The organism is Mycobacterium sp. (assembly GCF_032161845.1).
Taxonomy (GTDB): Bacteria; Actinomycetota; Actinomycetes; order Mycobacteriales; family Mycobacteriaceae; genus Mycobacterium.
This window is the reverse complement of the sequence record NZ_JAVRQA010000359.1, coordinates 1-15,557: the sequence shown is the minus strand read 5'-3', so window position 1 is coordinate 15,557 and position 15,557 is coordinate 1. Positions and strand designations below refer to the sequence as shown.

Annotated in this window: 16 protein-coding genes and 1 pseudogene; 12 read left to right on the top strand and 5 right to left on the bottom strand. The window is 67.2% G+C overall.

The window, feature by feature from the left end:
* Positions 1-239: hypothetical protein (locus QOD90_RS19385; protein WP_526352452.1), on the top strand; the 239-nt coding region annotated here is incomplete at its 5' end.
* 74 nt (positions 240-313) lie between these two features.
* Here the strand turns inward: QOD90_RS19385 and QOD90_RS19380 are convergent.
* Entirely contained in the window at positions 314-727 is a 414-nt protein-coding gene (locus QOD90_RS19380) for a TIGR03667 family PPOX class F420-dependent oxidoreductase (RefSeq protein WP_526352451.1), read from the bottom strand.
* A 23-nt stretch (positions 728-750) separates the two neighbouring features.
* Between QOD90_RS19380 and QOD90_RS19375 the strand changes: the two genes are divergently transcribed.
* Positions 751-1,401, top strand: coding sequence for a nitroreductase family protein (locus QOD90_RS19375; RefSeq protein WP_526352450.1), 651 nt, complete (start codon positions 751-753; stop codon positions 1,399-1,401).
* Here QOD90_RS19375 and QOD90_RS19370 read toward each other — a convergent pair.
* A complete protein-coding gene (locus tag QOD90_RS19370; protein ID WP_526352449.1) occupies positions 1,379-2,656 on the bottom strand; it encodes an amidase in 1,278 nt (425 codons plus the stop codon). The genes QOD90_RS19375 and QOD90_RS19370 overlap by 23 nt on opposite strands.
* An 81-nt stretch (positions 2,657-2,737) precedes the next feature.
* Between QOD90_RS19370 and QOD90_RS19365 the strand changes: the two genes are divergently transcribed.
* The 3 genes from QOD90_RS19365 to QOD90_RS19355 are packed head-to-tail and all read left to right on the top strand — an operon-like array spanning position 2,738 to position 5,418.
* Complete coding sequence (locus QOD90_RS19365; protein WP_526352448.1) at positions 2,738-3,406, top strand: DUF1989 domain-containing protein; 669 nt, start codon at positions 2,738-2,740, stop codon at positions 3,404-3,406.
* 2 nt (positions 3,407-3,408) lie between these two features.
* Positions 3,409-4,530 (top strand): oxidoreductase, encoded by a 1,122-nt coding sequence (locus QOD90_RS19360; RefSeq protein WP_526352447.1) that lies wholly within the window; start codon positions 3,409-3,411, stop codon positions 4,528-4,530.
* 21 nt (positions 4,531-4,551) lie between these two features.
* Complete coding sequence (locus tag QOD90_RS19355) at positions 4,552-5,418, top strand: polysaccharide deacetylase family protein (RefSeq protein WP_526352446.1); 867 nt, start codon at positions 4,552-4,554, stop codon at positions 5,416-5,418.
* 3 nt (positions 5,419-5,421) lie between these two features.
* Here the strand turns inward: QOD90_RS19355 and QOD90_RS19350 are convergent, their stop codons facing one another.
* On the bottom strand, positions 5,422-6,975 hold the full coding sequence (locus QOD90_RS19350; RefSeq protein ID WP_526352445.1) for a PucR family transcriptional regulator: 1,554 nt from the start codon (positions 6,973-6,975) through the stop codon (positions 5,422-5,424).
* Positions 6,976-7,081: 106 nt separating this feature from the next.
* On the opposite strand from QOD90_RS19350, the gene QOD90_RS19345 reads away from it, so the two are divergent.
* Both QOD90_RS19345 and QOD90_RS19340 read left to right on the top strand, forming a co-directional pair.
* Complete coding sequence (locus tag QOD90_RS19345) at positions 7,082-8,506, top strand: cytosine permease (RefSeq protein WP_526352444.1); 1,425 nt, start codon at positions 7,082-7,084, stop codon at positions 8,504-8,506.
* Entirely contained in the window at positions 8,503-9,087 is a 585-nt protein-coding gene (locus QOD90_RS19340; RefSeq protein WP_526352443.1) for a VOC family protein, read from the top strand. The genes QOD90_RS19345 and QOD90_RS19340 overlap by 4 nt, the downstream gene beginning before the upstream one ends.
* A 19-nt stretch (positions 9,088-9,106) precedes the next feature.
* Here the strand turns inward: QOD90_RS19340 and QOD90_RS19335 are convergent, their stop codons facing one another.
* Positions 9,107-9,571, bottom strand: a complete 465-nt coding sequence (locus QOD90_RS19335; protein WP_526352442.1) for a tRNA (cytidine(34)-2'-O)-methyltransferase — start codon at positions 9,569-9,571, stop codon at positions 9,107-9,109.
* Between the two features lie 253 nt (positions 9,572-9,824).
* On the opposite strand from QOD90_RS19335, the gene QOD90_RS19330 reads away from it, so the two are divergent.
* From QOD90_RS19330 to QOD90_RS19310, 5 genes are read left to right on the top strand one after another with little or no spacing between them, the layout of a single operon-like run.
* Positions 9,825-12,629 carry a sensor histidine kinase gene (locus QOD90_RS19330; RefSeq protein ID WP_526352453.1) on the top strand — a complete coding sequence of 935 codons (2,805 nt, stop codon included), beginning with the start codon at positions 9,825-9,827 and terminating at the stop codon, positions 12,627-12,629.
* A gap of 7 nt (positions 12,630-12,636) precedes the next feature.
* On the top strand, positions 12,637-13,044 hold the full coding sequence (locus QOD90_RS19325; protein ID WP_526352441.1) for a roadblock/LC7 domain-containing protein: 408 nt from the start codon (positions 12,637-12,639) through the stop codon (positions 13,042-13,044).
* 6 nt (positions 13,045-13,050) lie between these two features.
* The gene (locus QOD90_RS19320) at positions 13,051-13,440 is read left to right on the top strand and encodes a DUF742 domain-containing protein (RefSeq protein ID WP_526352440.1); all 390 of its coding nucleotides are present in this window, start codon (positions 13,051-13,053) and stop codon (positions 13,438-13,440) included.
* The gene (locus tag QOD90_RS19315; protein WP_526352439.1) at positions 13,421-14,023 is read left to right on the top strand and encodes a GTP-binding protein; all 603 of its coding nucleotides are present in this window, start codon (positions 13,421-13,423) and stop codon (positions 14,021-14,023) included. The genes QOD90_RS19320 and QOD90_RS19315 overlap by 20 nt, the downstream gene beginning before the upstream one ends.
* A gap of 2 nt (positions 14,024-14,025) precedes the next feature.
* Positions 14,026-14,601 (top strand): pentapeptide repeat-containing protein, encoded by a 576-nt coding sequence (locus tag QOD90_RS19310; RefSeq protein ID WP_526352438.1) that lies wholly within the window; start codon positions 14,026-14,028, stop codon positions 14,599-14,601.
* A 4-nt stretch (positions 14,602-14,605) separates the two neighbouring features.
* On the opposite strand, the pseudogene QOD90_RS19305 reads toward QOD90_RS19310, so the two are convergent.
* Positions 14,606-15,557, bottom strand: a pseudogene (locus QOD90_RS19305) (hypothetical protein); the annotation flags it as partial.

Here is a 15,557-nt window from a genome sequence, read left to right as displayed (position 1 = left end):
CAACTCGGACAGAAGGACTCGAAATGAACACCATCACCCGCAGCCTCATCACCGCCACCATGATCGGCGGCGCCGCCCTCGGCCTGGCCGGAGTCGCCAGCGCCTCCACCAACACCGAACCCACCGGACCCGGCTACTCCTACAGCCCTGGCACCTATGCCAAGCCCGCCCCCACCGTGCTGCCCGGCTGGTACCACAACCATGGCCCCGCCTACATCGCCCACCTCAACGGCGAGTAGCCCGGCCCGCAACACCCCAGAACCCACCAGGCCCTCCCCGAACCAATCCCCGGGGGAGGGCCTGGTGTACGTGTTCAGCCGCCCGTCGGCGTGGTCCACACCTTGTCGATGCCGATGCGCACGCGAGTGCTGTAGTCCGCCATCGAATCGGTCAAGCCGAACTTGTCGGCCGTCGCGCCGTACTTGGCCCAGTACGGTCCGTCATCGCGGCAGTCGACGCCCTCGGCATCGATGGTCGCCTCTCCGCCGACGACGATGATCCCGCCACCGTTGCCGTCGGAATCCAGGTTGAGGCTGACCTGGGGATGGCGCTTGACGTGGGCGACCTTCGCCGCGCTCGGGTGCGAGTAGACGAACAACGCGGCGCCGTCGAAGAAGAACCAGATCAGTTTCGGCACCGGCTGGCCGGATTTGGCGACCGTGGTGAGCCAGCCGTACTGGCCCTGGGTCAGGCGGTCGGTAACTTCGGTTGTCAGCTCAGCGCTCATGAACGCGAATGTAGTCTCCGCATATGACCTCCGAGACCCTCGACCTGACACTCGACGAGCTGCTGACGACCACGCGCTCGGTGCGCAAACGTCTCGACCTCGAGAAGCCGGTGCCGCGTGACGTGGTGATGGAATGCCTCGAACTGGCGTTGCAGGCGCCGACCGGTTCCAACGCCCAGGGGTGGCAGTTCGTCTTCGTCGACGACGACGAGAAGAAGAAGGCGATCGCCGACATTTACCGGACCGCGGCGACACCGTATTTGGACCTGCCGAAGCCGACGTTCGGCGACAGCCGCGACGAGCGGACACCGTTGGTCGTCGACTCCGCGAAGTACCTCAACGACCACCTGCACGAGGTTCCCCTCATGCTGATCCCGTGCCTCGAGGGCCGTCCGGACGGCGCGCCCGCCGGAATGAGCGCGTCGTACTGGGGATCGCTGCTGCCCGCCGCGTGGAGTTTCATGCTCGCGCTGCGCTCGCGTGGACTCGGCTCGGCATGGACGACGCTGCACCTCCTCGGCGACGGCGAGAAGCAGGCCGCCGAGATCCTTGGCATCCCCTTCGACAAGTACGCCCAGGGCGGGCTGTTCCCGATCGCCTACACCAAGGGCACCGACTTCAAGAAGGCCAAGCGGCTGCCCGCCGAGCAGCTCAGCCACTGGAACACCTGGTGAGCTGATCCAGCCGGGACGCGATGCCCAGAAGAGCCTCGTCGCGCCCCTCCGGTGCGGAGATCAACAGCCCACCGCCGCCCGCAGGCAGTGTCACGCCACACGATCCCAAATAGCTCAACACCATCGTCGTTCGCAGCGAGCTGGCGTTGGCGGCGTCGTACGACGCCTCGGACGTGAGCAGGTCCGCAATGCGCGGCGGTTCGTGGCGCACCGTTGGACATAGCAGGACCGCGTCGGTCAACTCGTCCCGAAACCTGTGCCGCAGCGAACGCATCGCATCACGCAGGGGGGCGACCGAGTCGTGCGCATTCGCGTTTCGAGCGAGTCGTCGTCGGGTAGCGGGTTCGATTCTCGTCGGCGTCGACAGGAGGTGTCCGTAGGTCGCGTAGGCGTCCGCCCCGACGATCGTGCCGTGCGTGTCGATGAGGTGCTGGGCACCTTGCAGAGACTCGAGGTGTGCGGTGGTGACGGCGACTCCTGCGGCCCGTAGTGCATCGACCGCGACGGCGAACGATGCCCGAACCCCCGGTGTGCAGTCGTCGACCCATTCGCCGGCCGGGACGACCACGCGCAGAGTGCGCGGCGCCTTCGCCCGTTCGGGCTTGCCAAGCAGCAGGTGGTCGAGCACCGAAATCCCCTCGACTGTGCGGGCCATCAGACCGACGCCGTCAAGAGTTGGCGACAGGGCCCGAAAGTCGTTGGTGCCATATCGATGATGGCTCGCCCGGTAGCCGACGCAACCGCAGAAGGCGGCGGGCACTCGGACCGAACCCGAGGTGTCGGTGCCGACGGCAAAAGGAGCGATGCCGGTCGCGACCGCGACGGCCGCCCCCGACGATGAGCCGCCCGGCACCAGCGCCGGATTCACTGGATTCACCGGCGTGCCGAACTGCCGGTTGATCCCGAGCCCCGAGAAGGCGAACTCGCTGAGATTGGTCTTGCCGATCGTCACCATGCCGAGCGCTGTAGCGCGGCGCACGAGTTCGGCGTCCGCCTGCGCAGGCCGACGGCCCTCGAGCGAGGCTGATCCACAGGTGGTGACCGTCTCCGCGACGTCGAACAGGTCCTTCCAGACGATGGGCACGCCGTCGAGGGCGCTGCGCAGTGCGCCCGAGTGTCGCCGCCGATCGCTGAGGTCGGCTTCGAGGCGGGCTCTCGTCGAGGTGACGGTGATCATCGTCGAGATGGTGTCGGGATCCTCGGTTCTGGCGAGGGCGCGCTCGCACACCTCGCGCGCGGTGTGAGACGTGGTCATCGCTTCGACGATACGAGGTAACTCGGCGAGGGGTGCATGGAGAAACGTCCACCGAAGCGTCGAAGCAGTGCATCAATCGCCATGGCCGACGGACGATTCTCGACGTTGACTGGGTACATGGAGCAGATCGACGACATCACGCGGTGGGTGATCCCGGCCCGCGAAGGACGTTCAGTCCGAATGCACCGCGGCGCGACGTTTCGCCTGATCGATCTCGATGGGGGACAGGTCGGCGACCTGTTCGCATTCTCGGCCACCGATTCGCTCGAGTATCTGTCCGCCTCGCACACCCGCACCTCCACCGGCAGGCTCTTTCCACACGCCGGCGAGCACTTCGTGACGAATCGGCGGAGGCCGATTCTGGGTCTCGTCTCCGACACGTCGCCGGGTGTCCACGACATGCTGATCGCCGCGTGCGACGATGCGCGCTACTCGATGCTCGGGGTCGCCGAGCACGCCTCGTGCGCCGACAACCTGCATAGGGCGCTGGGCCTGCTCGACCTCGCCGTCGTGCACGTCCCGCAGCCGGTCAACGTCTTCATGAACGTGCCCGCCGCCGCCGATGGCGATCTGCGCTGGCTCCCCGCGCCGAGCAGGCCGGGCGACGCGGTCACCTTCGAGGCGGCCATGGATTGCGTCGTCGTGGTGTCGGCATGCCCGATGGATCTCAACTCCATCAACGGTGAACGTCCGACTTCGCTTGCGCTCGAGCTACTTACTCCCAATCGCCCTGTCTATGAGGAGGTTTGATCATGCAGAACACACACCCGGCCCTGAGCCCGCAACGGATCGGCGCCGTCGAGCTGAGAAACCGATTGGCCGTCGCGCCGATGACCCGCGTGTCGGCCGCGCCGGACGGCGCCGCAACCTCGGAGATGGCCGACTACTACGCGACTTTCGCGCGGGGCGGCTTCGGCATTGTCATCACCGAGGGCACCTACACCGACACCACGCACAGCCAGGGATATCTGAACCAACCCGGCTTGGCGACGGAGGCGCACGTCCAGGCGTGGCGGCCGGTGGTCGACGCGGTCCACGCCGAGGGAACGCCGTTCATCGCACAGCTCATGCACGCGGGTGCCCTATCCCAGGGGAATTCGTACGGTGTAGGAACCATCGCACCGTCGGCGATCGCGCCGCGCGGAAAGCCGCTCGGCGAGTATGGCGGTCCCGATGGTTGGCCGACGCCCCGCGCCATTACCGACGTCGACATCGAGGACGTCGTCGACGGTTTCGCGAATGCCGCGGTACGCGCACGTGCCGCCGGCTTCGACGGTGTGGAGGTGCACGCCGCCAACGGGTACCTGTTGGATCAGTTCCTCACCGGCTACACCAACGAGCGCGACGATGCGTATGGCGGCAGCGTGGCGCATCGCATCCGGCTCACCGCCAGGGTCCTCGCCGTGATCCGGGAGCGCGTGGGAAGCGACATGCTCATCGGGGTGCGGTTGTCTCAGACCAAGGTCAACGACTTCACCCATCGGTGGCCGGGTGGTGCCGGGGATGCCGAAGTCATCTTCGGCGCGGTGGCCGACGCCGGCCTCGACTACCTGCACATCGCCAGCGAGGGAAGGGACTTCATCGACACTGCACGGCTGGCGGACGGCCGGACGATCACCGCGCTGGCCCGCGACGTCACTCGGCTGCCGGTGATGGCCAACGGCGGGATGCACGACCTGCGTCAGGCGGCCGAAGTACTCGACGGTGGCCACGCGGACCTGCTGTCCGTCGCCCGCGGCGCGCTGGCCAATCCCGACCTACCGGCCCGACTGGCCACGGGCACCGAGATGAATCGCTTCGATCATGGGATGCTCGCACCCATGGCCACCATCGCCAACGCCAGGGAATGGCGTAGCGGCCAACATGTTGGCTGATCAAAGGAGGGGAGCACGCCGATGACGGCACCATGGCATGGCGGTGCCGCGGCCGTTGCGACCCTGACGTTCGACGTGGACGCCGAGACACCCATCCTGGCCCAGGGACGTCACTACGCCGACCACATGATGACGATGTCGCACCAGTCGTATGGGCCTGACGTCGGGGTGCCGCGAATCCTGGACATGCTGGACGAATTGGACGTGCCTGCAACGTTCTTCGTCCCGGGCTGGGTCGCGGAGCACCGGGTGGGGTTGGCGGCGTCGATCGTCGAGCGCGGGCACGAGGTGGCCCACCATTCGTACAGCCACCGCTCGCCGGTGACGTTGACGGCTGCCGAGGAACGTACGGACTTCGAGCGGGCGCTGGAGGTGTTCGCCAGGCAGGGCATAGAGATCAGCGGGCACCGTGCCGCGCTGTGGGGCGCGAGTTGGCAGACGCCGAGCCTGATCGCCGAGCACGGCCTGGCCTACGACTCGTCGTTGATGGGCGATGACCGCCCCTACCGCATCGTCACCGACTCGGCTCCGATCGTGGAGCTGCCGGTGCACTGGTCGCTCGACGATTGGGAGCAATACGCGTACCTCCCCGACCCGCACATCGGTTCGGTGATCGAGTCACCGGCGAAGGTGGCGGAGATGTGGCGGGCCGAACTCGACGGCATGCGGCACTACCGTTGTCTGTTCAATCTCTGTGTGCACCCGTTTCTTTCGGGTCGACCCAGCCGGATTCTCGCGCTTCGCGGGTTCATCGAGCATGCGCTCGGGCTCGGCGACGTCCGGTTCGCCCGATGCCGCGACGTGGCCGACGCGGTATCCGCGGACGCCTCGATCGAGCCGCGGACACCGGTCCCACCGCCCGCGCCGTCGGACGTATATCCCGAGTAACGGTCAACTCAGCGCATCGGCCTCGACCGCCAGGAACAGATCGACGCGGTCCTCAAGGCGGGTCACGTCGCGCCCGGTCAGCTCACCGATGCGAGCGACGCGGTTGCGCAGCGTGTTGACGTGGACGTACATGGCGGCCGCTGTGATCGCCCAGTGTCCGTCGTTGCCAAGGAACGTGCGCAGGGTCCGTTCGAGTTCGGTGCCGTTCTGCTCGTCGTGTGCCCGCAACGGGCCGAGAATGTCATCGGCGAAGCGCCGCAACACAGTCCGGTCGTGTAGTCCGAGCAGCATTCGATGGGTGCCGACGTCGGCGGAGGTGCCGACCCGGGAGCCGCTGCCGCGCCGGCGCAGGACGTGGCATACGTCTCGGGAGCCGACCAGTGGTTCCCGGAGACCGGTCGAGTCGACGGCGAGCACTCCAATGCCAATGACCGTGCGGTGGTCCGGGAAGCGGCCCGTCAGGGTCTGAACGAGGTCGTCGGCAAGTGTGACAACGGCCTCGCCGGGGTTGCGCCACGGGAACACCGCGACGGTGTCCAGACTTCCGGGGACGACGACGGCTGGAATGCCCCGCCGACCGAAGAAGCCTTCGATCTCGTCGGTGGAGCCCGCGGGCCGCACCGGGCCGTCGCCCACCACGATGGTGATGACCGCGAGCTGCGCCGACGGGTCGATGCCGAAGGCACGGAGGCGGTTCCGAAGGTCGTTCGCCCGGGGCGCCCCGGACAGGATCATCTCCAGCAGCTCACTGGAGAAGCGCGACTCGATCGCCTGCAGCGCTTGCTGTTTGGTCACCTCGAGGCTGAGGAACCGAGCGGCCTGGTCGATGGCGTCCTGCTCCTCCTTGGTGAGGTCGGCTAGAGGCCGCAGGCAGAAGAGCCCGGCATCGACGTCGCCCATCGCGCCTTCGACCAGAAACAGCGCCGCCCGTCCAGCGTCCGGCACGTCCACCTCCAGCGGCGGGGGTCTACCGCCCAGCGCCTCGGCCGCCGCGCGATCGAACTCGGGGTGCGCGTCCGTCCCGGCCAGTCTCCTGCCCATGCGGTCGATGACCACCAGCGGCAGATCGTGGTCGCGGCGCAGCACGTCGAGTACGCCTTCGACACCGCCACCCCGTGAGATCGACGTTGCGAGAGCGTTTCCGCGGCGCACCAAGCCGGTCAGCGCATCCTGTCGGGCCGCTCCCTGAAGGCGAGCGGCCGCTTCGGTGATGGCCGTGAACGGCACGGAGATCGAGACGGCCGCCAGTGGAAGGTCGGCAACGGTGCATGCGTCGATCAGGCCGTCGGGCGCCACCGGGGTCTTGTCGGTCAGCCCGAAGATCAACCCGGAGGCGCGGGCCCGCCGCAGCGCGGCGACGAATTCCGCGGCGGAGACGGCCTCGCACCACAATCCGTTGGTGAGCACCAGTTCGGTGGCGCGGATGTAGGGCGAGGGATCCGGTAACTCGGTGTTGTGCAGCCACAAGACCTCGCGCGCAAGCGATTCCGCTGGGCCATGAACCAGGAGCTCGAGTTCGAGAGCGGGGTCGTCGACGAGAGCGCCGAGAGTAAGCATGTGTCACTACATCCAATCGAAGACGTTGATGATGGATGTTTATACACTCACCCCCTTGGTCCTGCGGTGTTTCGATGAGCTCACCCCCCAGTGAGGAGCTTGCGCCATGGCGACCAGTCCGCTTGACACACCGACGACGACCGGTGAGGTCGCAGAAGCCGCCGTGCGTTTCGACGCCCACGGCATCGAACCCATCCCCGATGACAGCCGGGACTGCTCACCGTGGGAGCTGTTCTGGATCTGGTCGGGCGCCAACATCGCACCGATCAACTGGGTCCTCGGCGCGTTGGGAATCACGTTGGGGCTCAGTCTCGTCGAGACGCTCGTCGTCGTCGTGTTCGGAAACCTCATCGGCTGCGCCGTCTTTGGTGTCTTCAACGTCATCGGACACCGCACTGCGGTCAACCAGATGGTGCTCGGCCGCGCTCCGTTCGGCATGTCCGGCGCCGTCGTCCCCGGGTTGATGCAGTTCCTGCTGACGATGGGCTGGGTCGGCGTCAACACCTGGGTGGTGCTCGACCTGGCCCTGGCGATGCTGGCCGAGCTTGGCGTGACGGGCGGGGTGTGGCTCGAAGTCGTCGTCGCCGCCGCGATCATGGCGGCACAGCTGGCGCTGGCGTTGTACGGGTTCTATGCGATCCGCAGTTTCGAGAAGTTCACCGTCCCCGCCACCGTCGTGGTGATGGCGGTGATGACCGTGGTCGCGATCGCGACGACCGACGTCAACTGGACACTGACGGGCGCCGCGATGAAGCCGGGCGACAAGTTCACCGCCGTGACCCAGCTGCTGACCGCCATCGGCATCGGATGGGGTCTGACCTGGATTCCCTACGCCTCGGACTACAGCCGCTTCGTCAGGGTCACGGCGTCGTCGCGGGCGGTGTTCTGGTCATCGTCGCTTGGCATGTACGTCCCGACGGTGTGGTTGGCCGCGCTGGGCGCATGCCTTGCGAGCGCGGGCAGCGGCAGCGATCCGTCGACCCTGGTGGTGAGCACGTTCGGGGTGATGGCCGTCCCGGTGTTGCTGTTGCTGGTCCACGGGCCGATCGCGACGAACATCCTCAATCTGTATTCCTGCTCATTGGCTGCGCTGTCGATCGGGGTTCGAGCCGCACGGTGGAAGGTCACTCTGGTCTCCGGGCTAGCGGCAGCGGGTGTATTGGCGGTGTTCGTGAACGCGGACAGCTTCGCGCACGCCTTCGACCAGTGGATGGTGTCGATCCTGGTGTGGATCAGTCCGTGGGCGGCGATCATGCTGGTCGACTACTTCGTGATCCGGCGTGGCGCGCTCGACGTCGCCACCTTGTACGAACCGCGGGACTATTCACGTCGTGACGGTTACGGCGTCAGCGGCCTGGTCAGTCTGGCGGCCGGCGTCGTCGCAGGCTGGGCGTGGCAGTACGGGCTGGTGCCGGCGATGCAGGGACCGGTGGCCACCGCACTGGGCAACACCGACTTCTCGTGGCTGTCGGGCAGTGTGGTCGCGGGCGGGCTCTACTACGTGCTGGCACGCAAGGCGGTCACGGCATGACCGAGTTGACCTCGTTGCCTGCGGTGATCAGTGCGACCGAGTTGTCCAACGGGTTCCTCGGCAAGCTGATCGAGGTTTGCTTCGTCACCGCCGATTACCGACGCACGATGGAGGGGCTGGTGCGACTCGGCATCGGGCCATGGCGCGTCTACACCTTCGACTCGGCCACCGTGACCGAGCGCACCTACCGCGGAGCGGCCGCGGACTACGGGATCAAGGTCTGCTTCGCAGACGTGGGCGACCTCGCGGTGGAGATCATGCAGCCACTCTTCGGGCCGTCGATCTTCCAGGAGTTCCTCGACGCACACGGCGAAGGCATTCAGCACATCGCCTTCGACTGCGAGGAGAAGCCATGGGAGGAACGCCTCGAAGACTTCGAGCGGAGAGGTTTCCCGCTAGTGCAATCCGGTCGCTTCATGGACGCAAACGCCTTCGCGTTCTTCGGCACCGAGGCCGCGACCGGAACGACCTTCGAGACCTATTCGATCCCGCCCGGATTCGTATGGCCGGAACCGCAGGAGTGGTATCCGGCGCCCCCGCCGGGAGGCCAGGCGCCGCCGGTCCGCGAACAAAGGCAATGAGCATCGCAGCGGTAGCCGCTCAGACTGCGCCGGAAAACCCCTGCTGGCGCCACGCCTCGTAGACCGCCACCGCCGCGGCGTTCGACAGATTGAGGGAGCGCCGGCCGGCCAGCATGGGGATCCGCACCTCCTTGGTGACGTGCGGGTCCGCCAATGTCTGCGCATCGAGACCGGTCGGTTCCGGACCGAAGAGCAGCACGTCGCCGGGAGAGAAGGCGACGTCACCGAAGAACGATTCCGCGTGAGCGGTGAACGCGAAGACCCTGGCGGGCATCACCGCGGTCCACGCGGCCTGCAGATCGGTGTGCACAGTCACCGAGGCCAGATCGTGGTAGTCCAATCCAGCACGACGCAATTTCGGCTCCGAGAGATCGAATCCCAGCGGTTCGACGAGATGCAATTCGCACCCGGTAGCTGCGACCATCCTGATCGCATTGCCGGTGTTGGGCGCGATCTTCGGTGCGTTGAACATGACCCGGAACATTCGATGATGATCTCAGTAGTGCAACGACATTTGCTCGCATAGCACACGAGTACGCAACGGCACGGTCACGAACTCTGTCTGTTCAGTAAGAATTGTGGAAACGCTCGCACAACGCTGTCATACTCGACAAATTGCCGGGCCGACTGGATCTTCCGGTGCCTGCCGATACGTGGGCGTACAGCTGCAGGAAGCCTTATGAACGACGCGCGATCATGAAATGCCAACCAGCGACCGGTTGTCCGGCCGGGGCGCGATGACGGCGTTCGCAGAGCCGCCGCAAGTCGTTGCGCCGCCTGAATTCTCGAGTATTTCGCCACGGCGGGCCAAGCGACCGTCGCGTTGGTCGATGAGCAATTGGCCCGTTCGCTGGAAAGTCTTCGCGATCGTTTTGGTGCCGTTGCTATTGGCCGGTGCGTTTGGTGGCTTGCGCATCTACTCGGGGTGGACGGAAGCAGGCAATCTCCGGCTGGCGGCCGACCGTGCCGAGATGGTGCCCGCGATCGAGGAGTACATGGCGGCGCTGGATGACGCCATGTTGGCGAACTCCACCGGCGGCGACGCGCAGGCCTCCTTGAGTGCGTTCGACGCCAGCAAGCAGAAGCTGCAGCGACAGCTAGCCGGAACCGACGTCGTTGCCGACGTGCGGACGGGCGTGACCGGCCTGCTCGATGGCGGCCAGGCGCTGCTCGACCAGGTCACGGCCAACGGCATCGACCTGCGGGGCCGCATCACCGCCTACGCGCCGATCCTGCTGAGCGCCGAGGACGTCGTCAACGGGTCGGTCCGCGTCGATGACGAGAAGATCCGTGCGGAGACGCTCGGTCTCAGCCGGGCGATCGGTGCCCGCGGTCAGATGATGATGCAGCAGTTGCTGGTGAACCTTGGCGGTGACCTCCCAGAGCCGGAGCTGCGCACGTCGATGATCACGTTGGCAGGTACCGAGCCGTCGACGCTGTTCGGCATGGCTCAGGTTCTCGGCGTCGGTTCGCCGGACGCGGCCAAGCTGCAAGGCGAGATGGTCAAGCGGATGGCCATGATGTCGGACCCGGCCGTTCCGCTGGTCGGCAACCCCGATCTGAGCCAGTCGCTGCAGGCGACGAACGAGGTTGCCGCGAAGATCATCACGTCCGCGACGACATCCGTCACCTCCGCGGTAGAGGATCAGGCCAGCGCCAAGCGTCAGGAGGCGATCCGCGACTCGGCGATCGTCGGCGTCGCGATCCTGTTGGCGATCGTCATCGTGCTGCTGGTGGCCAGGACCCTGGTGCGGCCGCTGCGCAAGCTGCGCGACGGCGCCCTCAAGGTGGCTCACGAGGACCTCGCGCGCGAACTTGAGCGGGTGCGGACGGGTGGCCCGGTGGGGCCGGTCGAGCCGCTTCCGGTGAACACCACCGAGGAGGTCGGGCAGGTCGCCCACGCCGTCGACGAACTGCACGAACAGGCGGTGTTCCTGGCCGGCGAGCAGGCCCGCCTGCAGCTGCAGGTCGGCGACATGTTCGAGACGTTGTCGCGCCGCAGCCGGTCTCTCGTCGACCAGCAATTGGGGCTCATCGACAGTCTCGAACGCAACGAAGAAGATCCCGAACGACTGGACAGCCTCTTCAAGCTCGATCACCTGGCCGCGCGCATGCGACGCAACGGTGCCAACCTGCTGGTGCTGGCCGGCTCCAGGGTGCCGCGCGCGCAGGCCGACCCGGTCCCGGTCGCCACTCTCATCAACGCCGCTGCCTCCGAGGTCGAGGACTACACCAGGGTCGTCACCGCGACCGTTCCGGAGAGCGAGATCGTCGGAATCGTCGGTGGCGACCTCGTCCACCTTCTGGCCGAGCTGCTGGACAACGCGCTGCGGTACTCGCCACCGACGTCCGAGGTGCGCGTGTCCGCGGTGCACACCGGCAACGGCGGGCTCGTCATCGAGGTCACCGACAACGGCCTCGGCATGACCGATGCCGATCTGCGGGTCTCCAACACCCGCCTGCAGTCCGGCGGCGAGGTCAACCCATACACCGCCCGTCACATGGGCTTGTTCGTGGTCGGCAGGCTGGCGGCCCAGCACGGTCTGGTCGTACGTCTTCGCAACACCGTTGTCGCCGAACCGAATTCGGGTACCACCGCCGGCGTGTTCATCCCCGCCGAGTTGCTGCTGCACGGCCCCGGTGGGGCAGAGCTCGGCGAACCCGAGTACCGCGTGCCCGCCGACTACGGCGTCACACCCGCCGAGCCGCACCTCGCCGTCGTGCCGACCTATGTCACCGACGACGATGATGACGACTATCAGGACTACCAGGAATACGCCGCCGACGTGGTGGCCGAGCCGGAATACCGCAACGGGCACACCGACATCCCCATTTCGCTTCTGCCGCAACGCAACCCAGGTGCCAGCGGCATCTCGGACATCCCGTCGGCACCGATCGAGCCCGTCGAGCCCCTCGCCGAGTCCGAGGACCACTGGGCCGAGCAGGAGTGGCCGGAAGAACACTGGCCGGCCGACCCGCCGCCGGCTCCTGTCGTCGACCGCCCCGTGCCGACGGACACCTCGTCGTTCTTCGCGGCCAAGGCGACCAACGGCGTGCCCCGCTCCGGCGCGGATGAGCCCGTCGAAGCCCCGGAACCCGAGCCCGCGCCGCAGGCCTCGACCGGCGGTTCGATCTTCGACACGATGGTGTCGGAGTGGCTCATCGACGATCCCTTCAAGCTCGCCAAGAGCAGCGACCTCGACTGGCAGACCGTCTGGGATCAAGGGTGGTCCGCCGCAGGAGCGGCCGAGGAAGCTCCCGTGGAGGAGCACACCGAGGAGGGTCTTCCGATGCGTCAGCCGGGTGCGCGCCTGGTGCCAGGGGCAGCAGTCAACGGTGACGACGTCCACCACGGGCGCCATGGTGGCGCTCATCGCGGGGCGGACGAGAAGGACGACGCGACCAACTCGACGTTCGACACCGGGCCGATCGCGATCCCACGTGACCCCGAGGCGGTTCGTAGCAGCATCGGCAACCACTTCGGCGGTGTGCACGCGGGCCGTTCGCACGCCCGCGACACGAGATCGACAGACGAGGACTGATTCCAGAATGACCCGCCCGACCCAGCGCGACTCACTCGACTGGCTGGTTTCCAAATTCGCCAGCGAGGTGTCCGGTGTCTCGCACGCGATCCTGGTTTCCGCCGACGGCCTGCTGATGGCCGCCAGCGCGCACATGCCGACCGAGCGGGCGGATCAACTCGCGGCGGTGGCGTCGGGGCTGGCCAGCCTGTCGACGGGAGCCGCCCAACTCTTCGACGGCGGTTACGTGCTGCAGTCGGTCGTCGAGATGGAGAACGGCTACCTGCTGTTGATGCGGGTCGGCAACGGATCGAATCTCGCCACGCTGGCGGCCAGGTCGTGTGACATCGGCCAGATCGGTTATGAAATGGCGATTCTGGTCGAACGCGTCGGCACCGTCATCCAGTCGACGCGCCGCACGGCTCAGCATTCGTGACTGAGGATGGACCGCCCGCCGCACGACGCCTGGGAGCCCAGCGAACCGCTCAGTGAAGTGAGCCTGGTTCGGCCATACATGCTGACCGGCGGCCGCACCGAGTCCCGCGTCAGCCTCCCGTTGGAGGCGCCGATCCGCACGCTGCGGTTCGCGCCCGCGCCAAACTGGGCGGGAAGCGACGTGCGTGCCAAAATTCTTGGGCTCGGCACGGAGAGTCCCTCCGTCGCGGAGATCGCGGCTCGCCTATCGTTGCCGCTTGGTGTGGCCCGCGTGTTGATCGGCGATCTCGTGACACAGGGTTATCTTCGAGTAGACGCCACATTGGGCGAGTCGGTGAACATCGACGAGAGACGTGAACTCATAGGAAGGACGCTGCGTGGCCTACGGGCACTCTGAGGGGCGGACCACCGCCGCAACAGGGAAGCGCTCATCTGCAACGAAGATCGTCATCTCCGGTGGATTCGGCGCAGGCAAGACGACGTTCGTAGGCGCAGTGTCGGAGATCATGCCCCTGCGCACCGAGGCCATCGTGACCAATGCCTCGCAGGGAGTCGACGGCCTCGACGGCACGCCGAACAAGAACACCACCACTGTCGCGATGGACTTCGGCCGCATCACGCTGGCCGACGACTTGGTGCTCTACCTCTTCGGCACGCCGGGTCAGCGCCGGTTCTGGTTCATGTGGGACGACTTGGTCCGCGGCGCGATCGGCGCCGTCATCCTCGTCGACGTGCGCAAGCTGCAGGACAGCTTCGCCGCGGTCGACTTCTTCGAAGCGCGCCGCCTTCCGTTCCTCATCGCCGTCAATCAGTTCGACGACGGCGCGAGGTACCCGGCCGGCGCCGTCCGCAAGGCACTGGCGCTGCGTGAGGACATCCCGGTGGTCAACGTCGACGCGCGGGACCGGCATTCGGCGCGGGCGGCGCTGATCGCCGTCACCGAGTACGCGCTGATGAACCTCAGTTCGCTACCCGGTTGACGGTGAGTGGCTTCGACCAGGAGTGGGTGGACCGTGAGTTCGCCGGTGTTGACTTTCGCTCCGCCCCCAATGACGTTGATCTAAGCCGTCTGCGCACCGAGCGCGTCGTCTTCACCGAATGCGACTTCAGCGGTGTCGACCTCTCGGAGTCAGAGCATCAGGGGTCGGCCTTCCGCAACTGCACGTTCCGGCGGACGTCCCTGATGCACACCGTCTTTCGGCACTGCAGTCTCCTCGGATCGGTATTCACCGAGTGCAGGCTACGACCCGTCACGATGATCGAGGCGGATCTCACCCTGGCCGTCCTAGCGGGATGCGACCTCCGCGGCATCGACCTGACGGACTGCCGACTCCGCGAGACCAGCCTCGTCGGCACCGACCTTCGCAAGGCCGTCTTGCGCGGCGCCGACCTGCGCGGCGCCCGGACGCAAAACGCACGGCTCGACGAGGCGGATCTGCGTAGGGCTCGGGTCGATCCGACGTTCTGGACGACGGCATCGGTGCGCGGGGCGAAGATCGACGTCGACCAAGCGGTGTCGTACGCGGCGGCGCACGGCCTCGACATCCACGGCGGCTGACGGGTTATCCGTGGGCGCCGTCTTGGCCGTTGGGGGAGCCGCCGGAACCGCCGGGGGCGTTGCCGTTGGGAGCGGGGACACCGGTTCCGCCGTCGCCTCCATCGCCGCCCGTTGCGTTGCCGCTGAGCGGGCTCAGCGCATTGCCGCCAGCGCCGCCGGCGCCGCCGTTTCCTTGGACGGGGCTGCTGTTGCCGCCGGTGCCGCCGTTGCCGCCGATGGACGTGCCGTCGGCTCGCGGGTTCTTTGCGTCGCCGCCGCGGCCGCCGTCGCCCGCATTGCCTACGGTGGTGCTTGATCCGTTGCCGCCGTTGCCACCGGTGCCGCCGGTAGCAACCGTGTTGCTGAAGCCGCCGCTAAAACCACCCGCGCCGGCTGGGCCGCCGTCGCCGCCTTTGCCACCGTGGATCCCGCCGAGGCCGCCGTCGCCGCCGGAGCCGCCTGTTGCGTTGCCGTCCGCAAAGACTCCGGTCGCGAAATCGCCGGCGGCCGCGTTGGCATTGCCGCCGTTGCCGGCGTCACCGTAAGACCCGGCATTGCCACCTTTGCCGCCGTCACCGCCGATTGCGTTGCCGGCACCGCTCACGACGCTGTGGCTGCCGTCGCCGCCGTTGCCGCCGTCACCGCCGAAGTCGGTGCCGAAACCGCTGCCACCGTTGCCTCCGGCGCCTCCGTTACCGCCGGTGGCGGTGGCCGTGGTGGTTGCGCCGATCCCGCCGTTGCCGCCCTTGCCGCCATTCCCGTCCCCACCGCCGTTGCCGCCGTAACCGCCGTCACCCGCGGAGGCATCACCGGCGGTCGTCGCGGCACTGCCGCCATTCCCGCCGCTGCCGCCGTTGCCGTCGAATGAGCTGCCGCCGTAGCCACCGTTGCCGCCAGTTGCCGGCACCGCGATCGAGTTGTCGACCCGCTCGCCGCTGACGAGGCGAATCGAGCCGGCGTCGCCGCCGTTGCCGCCG

Bases quoted from the DNA above. Each gene is read 5' to 3' on its own strand.
- QOD90_RS19380 (WP_526352451.1), bottom strand. From the start codon at position 727: ATGAGCGCTGAGCTGACAACCGAAGTTACCGACCGCCTGACCCAGGGC.
- QOD90_RS19375 (WP_526352450.1), top strand. From the start codon at position 751: ATGACCTCCGAGACCCTCGACCTGACACTCGACGAGCTGCTGACGACC.
- QOD90_RS19370 (WP_526352449.1), bottom strand. From the start codon at position 2,656: ATGACCACGTCTCACACCGCGCGCGAGGTGTGCGAGCGCGCCCTCGCC.
- QOD90_RS19365 (WP_526352448.1), top strand. From the start codon at position 2,738: ATGGCCGACGGACGATTCTCGACGTTGACTGGGTACATGGAGCAGATC.
- QOD90_RS19360 (WP_526352447.1), top strand. From the start codon at position 3,409: ATGCAGAACACACACCCGGCCCTGAGCCCGCAACGGATCGGCGCCGTC.
- QOD90_RS19355 (WP_526352446.1), top strand. From the start codon at position 4,552: ATGACGGCACCATGGCATGGCGGTGCCGCGGCCGTTGCGACCCTGACG.
- QOD90_RS19350 (WP_526352445.1), bottom strand. From the start codon at position 6,975: ATGCTTACTCTCGGCGCTCTCGTCGACGACCCCGCTCTCGAACTCGAG.
- QOD90_RS19345 (WP_526352444.1), top strand. From the start codon at position 7,082: ATGGCGACCAGTCCGCTTGACACACCGACGACGACCGGTGAGGTCGCA.
- QOD90_RS19340 (WP_526352443.1), top strand. From the start codon at position 8,503: ATGACCGAGTTGACCTCGTTGCCTGCGGTGATCAGTGCGACCGAGTTG.
- QOD90_RS19335 (WP_526352442.1), bottom strand. From the start codon at position 9,571: ATGTTCCGGGTCATGTTCAACGCACCGAAGATCGCGCCCAACACCGGC.
- QOD90_RS19330 (WP_526352453.1), top strand. From the start codon at position 9,825: ATGACGGCGTTCGCAGAGCCGCCGCAAGTCGTTGCGCCGCCTGAATTC.
- QOD90_RS19325 (WP_526352441.1), top strand. From the start codon at position 12,637: ATGACCCGCCCGACCCAGCGCGACTCACTCGACTGGCTGGTTTCCAAA.
- QOD90_RS19320 (WP_526352440.1), top strand. From the start codon at position 13,051: ATGGACCGCCCGCCGCACGACGCCTGGGAGCCCAGCGAACCGCTCAGT.